Origin of the sequence: Rhizobium sp. R86522 (genome assembly GCF_042466255.1) — a bacterium.
In the GTDB taxonomy this organism is placed as follows: domain Bacteria; phylum Pseudomonadota; class Alphaproteobacteria; order Rhizobiales; family Rhizobiaceae; genus Allorhizobium.
The window spans coordinates 1,934,737-1,948,045 of the sequence record NZ_JAXHBX010000001.1 but is presented as its reverse complement, the minus strand read 5'-3'; the positions used below and the strand labels follow the sequence as shown (position 1 = coordinate 1,948,045).

Genomic DNA, 13,309 nt, shown 5'->3' with positions numbered 1-13,309 from the left:
CCTAACCCGTTCGCTTCGAACCGAACATCTATTAAGGAACTAGTATCATGGCTGATCTCGCAAAGATCGTTGAAGACCTCTCCTCTCTGACCGTTCTGGAAGCTGCTGAGCTTTCCAAGCTGCTCGAAGAAAAGTGGGGCGTATCTGCTGCTGCACCGGTAGCCGTTGCTGCTGCTGGCGGCGCTGCTGCTGCTGTCGTTGAAGAAGAAAAGACCGAATTCGACGTCATCCTGACGGATGCCGGCGCCAACAAGATCAACGTCATCAAGGAAGTCCGCGCCATCACCGGCCTGGGCCTCAAGGAAGCCAAGGATCTCGTCGAAGGCGCTCCGAAGGCTGTCAAGGAAGCCGTTTCGAAGGCTGAAGCTGCTGACCTCAAGAAGAAGCTTGAAGAAGCCGGCGCTAAGGTCGACGTCAAGTAATATCGGAATGCGGCGGGGGAAGTTTCTTCTCCCGCCCGTTTCCTCCGAACATATTACCCAGGAACCGTATGAAAACGGTTCCTGGGTAATGGGTTCTCAAGAGGATGGTCTTGACCCGCGCGCCCGGCAAACCGGCCGGCCGTCCGGATCTCGAGACGAGATTGAGCGATCCATTTTTTGACGGAGCCGCCTGGCCAGCGGTCACCGTCTGTTGCAGGCCCGGGTGCAAACTGACAAGGAGCGACGATGGCTCAGACCCTTACCTTTAACGGTCGCAGGCGCGTACGCAAGTTTTTCGGAAAAATTCCAGAAGTCGCAGAAATGCCGAACCTCATTGAGGTTCAGAAGGCATCTTATGACCAGTTCCTCATGGTTGACGAGCCCAAGGGTGGCCGTCCCGACGAGGGGCTGAATGCCGTTTTCAAGTCCGTATTCCCGATCACCGATTTCTCCGGTGCATCGATGCTGGAGTTCGTCTCCTACGAATTCGAGCCGCCGAAGTTCGACGTCGACGAATGCCGTCAGCGCGACCTGACCTATGCTGCACCGCTGAAGGTCACGCTTCGCCTGATCGTGTTCGATATTGACGAGGATACGGGCGCACGCTCGATCAAGGACATCAAGGAACAGTCCGTCTACATGGGCGACATGCCCCTGATGACCAACAACGGTACCTTCATCGTCAACGGTACCGAGCGCGTCATCGTGTCCCAGATGCACCGTTCGCCGGGCGTCTTCTTCGACCATGACAAGGGCAAGTCCCACTCCTCGGGCAAGCTTCTGTTTGCTGCCCGCGTCATCCCCTATCGTGGTTCCTGGCTCGACATCGAATTCGATGCCAAGGACATCGTCCACGCCCGTATCGACCGTCGCCGCAAGATCCCCGTGACCTCGCTGCTGATGGCGCTTGGCATGGACGGCGAAGAAATCCTGTCGACCTTCTACTCGAAGTCGGTCTACGAGCGTGATGGCAAGGGCTGGCGTTTCCCGTTCAACCCTGAGACCCTCAAGGGTGCGAAGGCGCTTTCCGACCTCGTCGACGCCGACAGCGGTGAAGTCGTCGTCGAAGGCGGCAAGAAGCTGACCCCGCGTCTTCTGCGTCAGTTGACCGACAAGGGCCTGAAGTTCCTGAAGGCATCGGACGAAGACCTGTTTGGCAACTACCTTGCCGAAGATCTGGTCAACATGTCGACCGGTGAAATCTACATGGAAGCCGGCGCGGAGATCGACGAGAAGACGCTCCCGCAGATCCTCGATTCTGGCTTCGAAGAGATCCCGGTTCTCGGCATCGACCACATCAATGTCGGCGCCTACATCCGCAACACGCTTGCAGCCGACAAGAACGAGAACCGTCAGGACGCTCTGTTCGACATCTATCGCGTCATGCGTCCGGGTGAGCCGCCGACCATGGACTCGGCCGAGGCCATGTTCCAGTCGCTGTTCTTCGACGCCGAGCGTTATGACCTGTCGGCCGTTGGTCGCGTCAAGATGAACATGCGTCTCGACCTCGATTGCCCGGATACCGTCCGCGTTCTGCGCAAGGACGACATCCTGGCGGTAGTCCGGATGCTGGTCGAACTGCGCGACGGCAAGGGCGAGATCGACGATATCGACAACCTCGGCAACCGTCGCGTTCGCTCCGTTGGCGAACTGATGGAAAACCAGTACCGTCTTGGCCTGCTCCGCATGGAGCGCGCGATCAAGGAACGCATGTCGTCGATCGAAATCGACACCGTCATGCCGCAGGACCTGATCAACGCCAAGCCGGCTGCTGCAGCCGTCCGCGAATTCTTCGGCTCTTCGCAGCTGTCGCAGTTCATGGACCAGGTGAACCCGCTTTCGGAAATCACCCACAAGCGCCGTCTTTCGGCTCTTGGACCGGGCGGTTTGACCCGCGAGCGCGCTGGCTTCGAAGTCCGCGACGTTCACCCGACCCACTACGGCCGTATTTGCCCGATCGAGACGCCGGAAGGCCCGAACATCGGTCTGATCAACTCGCTCGCCACCTTCGCACGGGTCAACAAGTACGGCTTCATCGAAAGCCCGTACCGCAAGATCATCGACGGTAAGGTGACGATGGACGTCGTCTATCTCTCGGCAATGGAAGAAGCCAAGTACTACGTGGCCCAGGCCAACTCCGAGCTGACGGCCGATGGCCAGTTCGTCGAAGAGTTCGTCGTCTGCCGTCATGCTGGCGAAGTTATGCTGTCCCCGCGCGACACCATCAACCTGATGGACGTCTCGCCGAAGCAGCTGGTGTCAGTAGCGGCCGCTCTCATTCCGTTCCTGGAAAACGACGACGCCAACCGCGCTCTCATGGGCTCGAACATGCAGCGTCAGGCCGTGCCGCTTCTGCGTGCCGAAGCCCCGTTCGTTGGAACCGGCATGGAGCCGATCGTTGCCCGTGACTCCGGTGCTGCCATCGGTGCCCGTCGCGGCGGCGTGGTCGACCAGGTCGATGCAACGCGTATCGTTATCCGCGCCACGGAAGATCTCGATCCGTCCAAGTCCGGCGTCGATATCTACCGTCTGCAGAAGTTCCAGCGTTCGAACCAGAACACCTGCGTCAACCAGCGTCCGCTGGTCACCGTCGGTGACATTCTGAACAAGGGCGACATCATCGCGGACGGTCCGTCGACCGACCTCGGCGATCTGGCGCTCGGCCGCAACGCGCTCGTCGCGTTCATGCCGTGGAACGGCTACAACTATGAGGACTCGATCCTCATGTCGGAGCGCATCGTCTCGGAAGACGTCTTCACCTCGATCCACATCGAGGAATTCGAAGTCATGGCCCGCGACACCAAGCTCGGTCCGGAAGAAATCACGCGCGACATTCCGAACGTTTCGGAAGAAGCGCTGAAGAACCTCGACGAAGCCGGTATCGTCTACATCGGTGCGGAAGTTGCTCCTGGCGACATCCTGGTCGGCAAGATCACGCCGAAGGGCGAAAGCCCGATGACGCCGGAAGAAAAGCTTCTGCGCGCCATCTTCGGTGAAAAGGCCTCCGACGTTCGCGACACCTCCATGCGCATGCCGCCGGGCACGTTTGGTACCGTTGTCGAAGTTCGCGTCTTCAATCGCCACGGCGTTGAGAAGGACGAGCGCGCGATGGCCATCGAGCGCGAGGAAATCGAACGCCTCGCCAAGGACCGCGACGACGAGCAGGCGATCCTCGACCGTAACGTTTACGGCCGTCTGATCGACATGCTCCGTGGTCAGGTCTCGATCGCGGGTCCGAAGGGCTTCAAGAAGGGCGTCGAACTCACGAACGCCGTCGTCTCCGAATATCCCCGCTCGCAGTGGTGGATGTTTGCAGTCGAAGACGAAAAGGTGCAGGGCGAACTCGAAGCGCTCCGCGGCCAGTACGACGAATCCAAGTCGCGCCTTGAACAGCGCTTCATGGACAAGGTCGAAAAGGTCCAGCGCGGCGACGAGATGCCCCCGGGCGTCATGAAGATGGTCAAGGTCTTTGTCGCTGTGAAGCGCAAGATCCAGCCAGGCGACAAGATGGCCGGCCGTCACGGCAACAAGGGTGTTGTCTCGCGCATCGTACCGGTCGAGGACATGCCGTTCCTCGAAGACGGCACGCATGTCGACATCGTCTTGAACCCGCTCGGCGTTCCCTCGCGTATGAACGTCGGTCAGATCCTCGAAACCCACCTTGCCTGGGCTTGCGCCGGCATGGGCAAGAAGATCGGTCAGATGCTTGAGGACTATCGCAAGCACCTCGACATCACCGATCTGCGCAAGGAACTGACGGAGATCTACGAGTCGGAAGCGCATGACGAAGTGAAGCACTTCGACGACGACGCACTCGTCAAGCTCGCCGAAGAAGCCAAGCGCGGCGTATCCATCGCCACGCCCGTCTTCGACGGTGCGCATGAAAGCGACGTCTCCGAGATGCTGACGCGTGCAGGTCTCAACCCGTCGGGTCAGTCGACCCTGTATGATGGTCGTACCGGTGAAGCCTTCGACCGTCAGGTCACCGTTGGCTACATGTATATGATCAAGCTGAACCACCTGGTTGACGACAAGATCCACGCTCGCTCGATCGGCCCGTACTCGCTCGTCACCCAGCAGCCGCTCGGTGGTAAGGCGCAGTTCGGCGGTCAGCGCTTCGGGGAAATGGAAGTCTGGGCGCTCGAAGCTTACGGTGCGGCATACACCCTGCAGGAAATGCTGACGGTGAAGTCGGACGACGTGGCCGGCCGTACCAAGGTCTATGAGGCGATCGTCCGTGGCGACGACACCTTCGAGGCCGGTATTCCGGAAAGCTTCAACGTTCTCGTCAAGGAAATGCGCTCTCTCGGCCTTTCCGTCGAACTCGAGAACTCGAAGCTCCTGACGGAAGACGGTCAGCTGCCGGACGCCGCCGAATAACGGTTTGACAAAGGCGTGCGAGGCTTCGGCCGCGCACGCCATTCCCTGATCGTCCCGAAGGCCAATATCGGGACGGGAAGGGGAGTTTCGCCGCATTTCGCGGTTATTGTCATTTCAGGGTCTGGTGCGGCATCCCGGGAATTCGCCGCCACCGCGACCCAATCGAGGGCTTTTTAGCCCCATCAAGGAGACAGGCATGAACCAAGAGGTCATGAACCTTTTCAACCCGACAGTGCCGGCTCAGCACTTCAATTCCATCCGGATCTCGATCGCGAGCCCGGAAAAGATCCTGTCGTGGTCCTACGGCGAGATCAAGAAGCCGGAAACCATCAACTACCGCACGTTCAAGCCCGAGCGTGACGGCCTCTTCTGCGCGCGTATCTTTGGACCGATCAAGGACTACGAATGCCTGTGCGGCAAGTACAAGCGCATGAAGTACAAGGGCATCATCTGCGAAAAGTGCGGCGTCGAAGTTACGCTGTCGCGCGTTCGCCGCGAGCGCATGGGCCACATCGAGCTCGCAGCCCCGGTCGCCCATATCTGGTTCCTTAAGTCGCTGCCGTCGCGCATCTCCACGCTGTTGGACATGACGCTGAAGGATGTCGAGCGCGTTCTCTACTTCGAGAACTACATCGTGACCGAGCCGGGCCTGACCTCGCTCAAGGAAAACCAGCTGCTCTCTGAAGAAGAGTACATGATGGCCGTCGACGAGTTCGGCGAAGACCAGTTCACCGCCATGATCGGCGCTGAAGCCATCTACGAGATGCTGGCCTCGATGAACCTCGAGAAGATCGCTGGCGATCTGCGCGCTGAGCTTGCCGAGACCACCTCGGATCTCAAGCAGAAGAAGCTGATGAAGCGCCTGAAGATCGTCGAGAACTTCATGGAGTTGGGCAACCGTCCGGAATGGATGATCATGAAGGTCGTTCCGGTCATCCCGCCGGACCTGCGCCCGCTGGTCCCGCTCGATGGCGGCCGCTTTGCAACGTCTGACCTGAACGATCTCTATCGTCGCGTCATCAACCGTAACAACCGTCTGAAGCGCCTGATCGAACTGCGCGCTCCGGGCATCATCATCCGCAACGAAAAGCGCATGCTGCAGGAATCTGTAGACGCGCTCTTCGACAACGGTCGCCGTGGCCGCGTCATCACCGGCGCCAACAAGCGTCCGCTGAAGTCGCTGTCCGACATGCTCAAGGGCAAGCAGGGCCGCTTCCGTCAGAACCTGCTCGGCAAGCGCGTCGACTATTCCGGTCGTTCGGTCATCGTGACGGGTCCGGAACTGAAGCTGCACCAGTGCGGCCTGCCGAAGAAGATGGCGCTCGAACTGTTCAAGCCGTTCATCTACGCCCGCCTCGACGCCAAGGGTTACTCCTCGACCGTCAAGCAGGCCAAGAAGCTGGTTGAAAAGGAAAAGCCGGAAGTCTGGGATATCCTCGACGAGGTCATCCGCGAGCATCCGGTCCTGCTGAACCGCGCACCGACGCTGCACCGCCTGGGCATCCAGGCCTTCGAACCGATCCTGGTCGAAGGCAAGGCCATCCAGCTGCACCCGCTCGTCTGCACGGCCTTCAACGCCGACTTCGACGGTGACCAGATGGCCGTTCACGTGCCGCTGTCGCTCGAAGCTCAGCTCGAAGCCCGCGTCCTGATGATGTCGACGAACAACATCCTGCACCCGGCCAACGGTCAGCCGATCATCGTTCCGTCGCAGGACATGGTTCTCGGCCTGTACTATCTGTCGATCCAGAACCAGAACGAGCCGGGCGAAGGCATGGCCTTCTCCGACATGGGCGAACTGCACCACGCTCTGGAGAACAAGGTCGTCACGCTGCACGCCAAGATCCGTGGCCGCTTCAAGACCGTCGACGCCGAGGGCAACCCGGTATCGAAGATCTATGAGACCACGCCTGGCCGCATGATCATCGGCGAACTTCTGCCGAAGAACGTCAACGTGCCCTTCGAGACCTGCAACCAGGAAATGACCAAGAAGAACATCTCCAAGATGATCGACACGGTCTACCGCCATTGCGGCCAGAAGGACACGGTCATCTTCTGCGACCGCATCATGCAGCTCGGCTTCACCCACGCCTGCAAGGCTGGCATTTCGTTCGGTAAGGACGACATGATCATCCCGGAAACCAAGGCGAAGATCGTTGGCGACACCGAAACGCTGGTCAAGGAATACGAGCAGCAGTACAACGACGGCCTGATCACCCAGGGCGAGAAGTACAACAAGGTCGTCGACGCTTGGGGCAAGGCCACTGAGAAGGTCGCCGAAGACATGATGGCCCGCATTAAGGCTGTCGAGTTCGATCCGGAAACCAACCGCCAGAAGCCGATGAACGCCATCTACATGATGTCGCACTCGGGTGCTCGTGGTTCACCGAACCAGATGCGTCAGCTGGGCGGCATGCGTGGCCTCATGGCCAAGCCGTCGGGCGAAATCATCGAGACACCGATCATCTCGAACTTCAAGGAAGGCCTGACCGTTAACGAGTACTTCAACTCGACCCACGGTGCCCGTAAGGGCCTCGCAGACACCGCTCTGAAGACCGCGAACTCCGGTTACCTGACCCGTCGTCTCGTCGACGTGGCCCAGGATTGCATCGTCAACCTCGTGGATTGCGGCACCGACAAGGGCCTCACCATGACGGCGATCGTCGATGCCGGTCAGGTCGTTGCCTCCATCGGTGCCCGCGTTCTCGGTCGTACGGCCCTCGATGATATCGATCATCCGATCACGGGTGAGCGCATCGTCGATGCCGGCAAGATGATCCTTGAGCCCGATGTCATCGAGATCGAAAAGGCTGGTATCCAGTCGATCCGCATCCGTTCGGCCCTGACCTGCGAAGTTCAGACCGGCGTTTGCTCGATCTGCTACGGCCGCGACCTTGCACGCGGCACGCCCGTCAACATGGGCGAAGCCGTCGGCGTTATCGCCGCACAGTCGATCGGTGAGCCGGGCACCCAGCTTACCATGCGTACCTTCCACTTGGGCGGTACCGCGACCGTGGTCGACCAGTCGTTCCTGGAGGCCTCGTACGAAGGTACGGTGCAGATCAAGAACCGCAACATGCTGCGCAATTCCGATGGCACCCTGATCGCCATGGGTCGCTCCATGGCGGTGATGATCCTGGACGAGCGTGGCGTTGAGCGTTCGTCTCAGCGCGTGGCCTATGGTTCGAAGGTCTTCGTCGACGATGGCGACAAGGTGAAGCGCGGCCAGCGTCTGGCCGAGTGGGATCCGTACACACGCCCGATCATGACGGAAGTCGAGGGTATCGTGCATTTCGAGGACGTCGTCGACGGTATCTCGGTGCTCGAAGCCACCGACGAGTTGACCGGCATCACCAAGCGTCAGGTTATCGACTGGCGTTCGACCCCGCGCGGTACGGACCTCAAGCCGGCGATCGTCATCAAGGATGCCAGCGGCAATGTTCTGAAGGTTGCCCGTGGTGGCGAAGCCCGGTTCCAGCTGTCGGTTGAAGCGATCCTTTCGGTCGAGCCTGGTCAGAAGGTTTCTCAGGGTGACGTGCTTGCACGTTCGCCGTTGGAAAGCGCCAAGACCAAGGACATCACCGGTGGTCTGCCGCGCGTTGCCGAACTGTTCGAAGCTCGTCGTCCGAAGGACCATGCCATCATCGCTGAGATCGATGGTACGATCCGCCTCGGCCGCGACTACAAGAACAAGCGTCGCGTCATCATCGAGCCGGCTGAAGACGGTGTCGAGCCTGTCGAATACCTGATCCCGAAGGGCAAGCCCTTCCACCTTCAGGAAGGCGACTACATCGAAAAGGGTGACTACATCCTCGACGGTAACCCGGCTCCGCACGACATTCTGGCGATCAAGGGCGTCGAGGCACTTGCCTCGTACCTGGTCAACGAAATCCAGGAAGTCTACCGTCTGCAGGGCGTTGTGATCAACGACAAGCACATCGAGGTGATCGTTCGCCAGATGCTGCAGAAGGTCGAGATCACCGACGCGGGCGACAGCCACTATATTGTGGGTGACAACGTCGACCGCATCGAGCTCGACGACAACAACGACCGCCTGGTCGAAGAGGGCAAGAAGCCGGCATACGGCGATCCGGTCCTTCTCGGCATCACCAAGGCCTCGCTGCAGACGCCGTCGTTCATCTCGGCCGCATCCTTCCAGGAAACCACCAAGGTTCTCACGGAAGCTGCGATCGCCGGCAAGACCGACACGTTGCAGGGTCTGAAGGAAAACGTCATCGTTGGCCGTCTGATCCCGGCCGGTACCGGTGGTACCATGACGCAGATCCGCCGCATCGCCACGTCTCGCGACGACCTCATCCTCGAGGAACGCAAGAAGGGCACCGGCGCAGATGTCGCAACGCCGATGCTGCAGAACCTCGCTGGCGAAAGCGCGCCTGCCGCCGAGTAATCGGAAGCTGGACCGTTCTGAACCTAGAAAGACCGCCCGGAGCCATCTCCGGGCGGTCTTTTCATTCCGGCTCTTGGCGGGAGGGTGGGCGTCAGCCACGCTTTCGGCTGCCGTCGCCACGAGCATGCGTCCTGAAACACGCAACGAAAAAGGCCGGTCGATGGGACCGGCCTCTGGCTCAGCGGCTGTGTGGGTGTAATCTCAGGCGAAACGGATGATCGCGACTTCGCCTTCGAGCGCGCCCTGATAGGCTGAGGCATGCGGCTCTTCGTCGGGCGCACCCGTGATCATGCCGATCTGGTCGAGATCGGCTTCCAGGAAGCCTTCTTCCGAGAGCGCGTTCAGCGTGAGACGCACGGCCGTGTCATCGTCGGGGGCGGTCAGCATGACGTGCAGATCGATCGGCTGGCCGCCTTCGGTCTCATAGGCCTTGGCGATGACGATGAACACCATGGGCTCGTCGCGGTTGTTGTCATTGTCGGGGCTGGTGATCATGGCGCCTGGTCTTCCTGTTGTGGCGGAACGATTCTTTCGCCTCGGCCGATTCGACCAGACGGTAGGGCGGTTGACCCTCTGTCTCTACCTATCTAGAAGTTTCGCGGCGCAAGCCAAGCCAAATCGTCTTCGCATCTCCGTTTTCCCGTGCGGAAACGGCCAGACTCCCGGCCGGGCAGGGGGCTCAGGCCATTAATTGTGAGATGTGACTTGACGTTCAGGGGGGAAAACAGTAGTACCCCGGCCATCGGAGCCCATGTGAGATCGCATTTTTCGGGACGACTCGTCCTGAAGTTCATCTCAAACAGGTCTCCAAACGCACGTTGACGACACAAATGCTGCTCGCACGACGCACTCTTGCAGTGCGTCCTCTGTCTTTTGTGGTCCATCCGCGAAAACGGGTCGGGCCACATTTTGCGCATGAAGAAAACTGTGCGGCCGCCGCCGGAAACGGCAAACCACAAGGGCCTGAAAGGGCTTGAGACTAGATTTTGCAAGGGATGGGTATATGCCTACCGTAAACCAGCTGATCCGCAAGCCGCGTCAGGCACAGGTAAAGCGCAATAAGGTTCCTGCTCTGCAGGAAAACCCGCAGAAGCGTGGCGTTTGCACCCGCGTCTACACCACGACTTCGAAGAAGCCGAACTCGGCTCTCCGTAAGGTTGCCAAGATCCGCCTGACCAATGGCTTCGAAGTCATCGGCTACATTCCGGGTGAAGGTCACAACCTGCAGGAACACTCTGTCGTCATGATCCGTGGCGGCCGCGTAAAGGACTTGCCGGGCGTTCGTTACCACATCATCCGCGGCGTTCTCGACACCCAGGGCGTCAAGAACCGTAAGCAGCGCCGTTCGAAGTACGGTGCGAAGCGTCCGAAGTAAGATTCGGTCCTTCATTCACAAGATACCGGCGCTGCGCGAGGTTCTCCGCGTGATAAAGCGTCCCTAACCGTTGAGAGACAAATAGTATGTCCCGTCGCCACAGTGCAGAAAAGCGCGAAATCAATCCGGACCCGAAGTTCGGCGATCTCGTCGTCACCAAGTTCATGAACGCCATCATGCTTCACGGCAAGAAGTCGGTTGCTGAAAGCATCGTCTACGGTGCCTTCGACGTCGTTCAGAACAAGTCCAAGCAGGAACCGATTGCGATCTTCCATCAGGCGCTCGACAACGTCGCGCCGCATGTTGAAGTCCGCTCGCGCCGCGTTGGTGGTGCGACCTACCAGGTCCCGGTCGACGTTCGTCCGGAGCGCCGTCAGGCTCTCGCGATCCGCTGGCTGATCACTGCTGCCCGCAAGCGCAACGAGACCACTATGGTCGACCGCCTTTCCGGCGAGCTGCTCGACGCAGCGAACAACCGCGGTAGCGCCGTCAAGAAGCGCGAAGACACCCACAAGATGGCCGATGCAAACCGCGCCTTCTCGCATTACCGCTGGTAATCAACCGATCGAATATCGAAAGGCAGTCCGTTATGGCTCGCGAATATAAAATCGAAGACTACCGCAACTTCGGCATCATGGCGCACATTGACGCCGGCAAGACCACGACCACCGAGCGTATCCTTTACTACACCGGTAAGTCGCACAAGATCGGCGAAGTTCATGACGGCGCAGCCACCATGGACTGGATGGAGCAGGAGCAGGAGCGTGGCATCACGATCACCTCCGCTGCCACGACGACCTTCTGGAAGGGTCGCGACGGCAAGATGCGCCGCTTCAACATCATCGACACCCCCGGCCACGTTGACTTCACCATCGAAGTCGAGCGTTCGCTGCGGGTTCTCGACGGTGCAGTAGCCCTTCTCGACGCCAATGCCGGCGTTGAGCCGCAGACCGAAACCGTCTGGCGTCAGGCTGAAAAGTACAACGTCCCGCGGATGATCTTCTGCAACAAGATGGACAAGACCGGTGCTGACTTCTACCGCTCGGTAGAAATGATCAAGACCCGTCTCGGCGCCACCGCAGTTGTCATGCAGCTCCCGATCGGCGCTGAGTTCGAGTTCAAGGGCGTTGTCGACCTGATCGAGATGAACGCTCTCGTCTGGCGTGACGAGTCCCTCGGCGCTGCCTGGGACGTTGTCGAGATCCCGGACGACCTGAAGGACAAGGCCGAAGAATATCGCGAAAAGCTGATCGAGACCGTTGTCGAGATCGACGAACAGGCGATGGAAGACTACCTGAACGGCATCATGCCGGACAACGACAAGATCCGTGCCCTGGTTCGCCGCGGCACCATCGACGTCAAGTTCCATCCGATGTTCTGCGGTACCGCCTTCAAGAACAAGGGCGTTCAGCCGCTGCTCGACGCCGTCGTCGAATACCTGCCTTCGCCGCTGGACATCCCGGCGATCAAGGGTATCGACTTCAAGACGGAAGCCGAGATCGAGCGTCATGCTGACGATGCCGAGCCCCTCGCCATGCTCGCGTTCAAGATCATGAACGACCCCTTCGTCGGTTCGCTCACCTTCGCACGCATCTATTCGGGCAAGCTCGAAAAGGGCGTGTCGGTTCTGAACACGGTCAAGGACAAGCGCGAGCGCGTCGGCCGCATGCTGCAGATGCATTCCAACAGCCGTGAAGACATCGAAGAAGCCTTTGCAGGCGACATCGTTGCTCTCGCCGGCCTCAAGGAAACCACGACGGGTGACACGCTCTGCGATCCCCTGAAGCCGGTTATCCTCGAGCGCATGGAATTCCCTGAGCCGGTCATCCAGATCGCGATCGAGCCGAAGTCCAAGGGCGACCAGGAAAAGATGGGCCTCGCGCTCAATCGCCTCGCTGCCGAAGACCCGTCCTTCCGCGTCAAGACCGACCAGGAATCCGGCCAGACCATCATCGCCGGCATGGGCGAACTTCACCTCGATATCCTCGTCGACCGCATGCGTCGCGAGTTCAAGGTTGAAGCCAACGTCGGTGCGCCGCAGGTTGCCTATCGCGAAACCATCACGAAGACGCACGAAGAAGACTACACGCACAAGAAGCAGTCCGGTGGTACCGGTCAGTTCGCGCGCGTCAAGCTCGTCTTCGAACCGAACCCTGAAGGCGAAGACTTCAAGTTCGAGTCGAAGATCGTCGGCGGTGCTGTTCCCAAGGAATACATCCCGGGCGTTCAGAAGGGTATCGAAAGCGTTCTGTCGTCTGGTCCGCTCGCGGGCTTCCCGATGCTGGGCGTCAAGGCGACCCTCATCGACGGCGCCTTCCACGACGTCGACTCCTCGGTTCTCGCCTTCGAAATCGCATCGCGTGCCTGCTTCCGTGAAGCAGCCAAGAAGGCCGGCGCACAGCTGCTCGAGCCGATGATGAAGGTCGAAGTGGTAACGCCTGAGGATTACGTCGGTGACGTGATCGGTGACCTGAACTCGCGTCGCGGTCAGATCCAGGGCCAGGAACAGCGCGGCATCGCGATCGTGATCAATGCTCACGTCCCGCTCGCGAACATGTTCAAGTACGTCGACAACCTGCGCTCCATGTCGCAGGGCCGCGCACAGTACTCGATGACCTTCGATCACTACGCACCGGTCCCGTCGAACGTTGCTGCTGAAATCCAGGCAAAGTATTCCGGTCAGAAGTGACCGGGATACCCCGCCCATTCAATTGAATTTGTGAA

7 protein-coding genes are annotated in these 13,309 nt (G+C 59.7%); 6 read left to right on the top strand and 1 reads right to left on the bottom strand.

The window, feature by feature from the left end; all coding sequences use genetic code 11:
* Window positions 1–47 precede the first annotated feature (47 nt).
* From rplL to rpoC, 3 genes are all read left to right on the top strand, one after another.
* Window positions 48–422 (top strand): 50S ribosomal protein L7/L12, encoded by a 375-nt coding sequence (gene rplL / locus SJY08_RS09365; protein ID WP_054149594.1) that lies wholly within the window; start codon window positions 48–50, stop codon window positions 420–422.
* Window positions 423–668: 246 nt separating this feature from the next.
* Window positions 669–4,802 carry a DNA-directed RNA polymerase subunit beta gene (gene rpoB, locus SJY08_RS09360; protein ID WP_054149593.1) on the top strand — a complete coding sequence of 1,378 codons (4,134 nt, stop codon included), beginning with the start codon at window positions 669–671 and terminating at the stop codon, window positions 4,800–4,802.
* 196 nt (window positions 4,803–4,998) lie between these two features.
* Complete coding sequence (gene rpoC / locus SJY08_RS09355) at window positions 4,999–9,210, top strand: DNA-directed RNA polymerase subunit beta' (protein WP_377275394.1); 4,212 nt, start codon at window positions 4,999–5,001, stop codon at window positions 9,208–9,210.
* 201 nt (window positions 9,211–9,411) lie between these two features.
* On the opposite strand, the gene SJY08_RS09350 is transcribed toward rpoC, so the two are convergent.
* Window positions 9,412–9,705 carry a hypothetical protein gene (locus tag SJY08_RS09350; RefSeq protein ID WP_054149591.1) on the bottom strand — a complete coding sequence of 98 codons (294 nt, stop codon included), beginning with the start codon at window positions 9,703–9,705 and terminating at the stop codon, window positions 9,412–9,414.
* A 508-nt stretch (window positions 9,706–10,213) separates the two neighbouring features.
* Between SJY08_RS09350 and rpsL the strand changes: the two genes are divergently transcribed.
* From rpsL to fusA, 3 genes are all read left to right on the top strand, one after another.
* The gene (rpsL, locus tag SJY08_RS09345; protein ID WP_377275393.1) at window positions 10,214–10,585 is read left to right on the top strand and encodes a 30S ribosomal protein S12; all 372 of its coding nucleotides are present in this window, start codon (window positions 10,214–10,216) and stop codon (window positions 10,583–10,585) included.
* A gap of 86 nt (window positions 10,586–10,671) precedes the next feature.
* Window positions 10,672–11,142: a 30S ribosomal protein S7 gene (gene rpsG / locus SJY08_RS09340; protein ID WP_006728778.1), complete on the top strand. Its 471-nt coding sequence runs from the start codon at window positions 10,672–10,674 to the stop codon at window positions 11,140–11,142.
* Between the two features lie 32 nt (window positions 11,143–11,174).
* Complete coding sequence (fusA, locus tag SJY08_RS09335) at window positions 11,175–13,274, top strand: elongation factor G (protein ID WP_377275392.1); 2,100 nt, start codon at window positions 11,175–11,177, stop codon at window positions 13,272–13,274.
* Window positions 13,275–13,309 lie beyond the last annotated feature (35 nt).

Coding starts and splice junctions, on each gene's coding strand:
- rplL (WP_054149594.1), top strand. CDS start 48: ATGGCTGATCTCGCAAAGATCGTTGAAGACCTCTCCTCTCTGACCGTT.
- rpoB (WP_054149593.1), top strand. CDS start 669: ATGGCTCAGACCCTTACCTTTAACGGTCGCAGGCGCGTACGCAAGTTT.
- rpoC (WP_377275394.1), top strand. CDS start 4,999: ATGAACCAAGAGGTCATGAACCTTTTCAACCCGACAGTGCCGGCTCAG.
- SJY08_RS09350 (WP_054149591.1), bottom strand. CDS start 9,705: ATGATCACCAGCCCCGACAATGACAACAACCGCGACGAGCCCATGGTG.
- rpsL (WP_377275393.1), top strand. CDS start 10,214: ATGCCTACCGTAAACCAGCTGATCCGCAAGCCGCGTCAGGCACAGGTA.
- rpsG (WP_006728778.1), top strand. CDS start 10,672: ATGTCCCGTCGCCACAGTGCAGAAAAGCGCGAAATCAATCCGGACCCG.
- fusA (WP_377275392.1), top strand. CDS start 11,175: ATGGCTCGCGAATATAAAATCGAAGACTACCGCAACTTCGGCATCATG.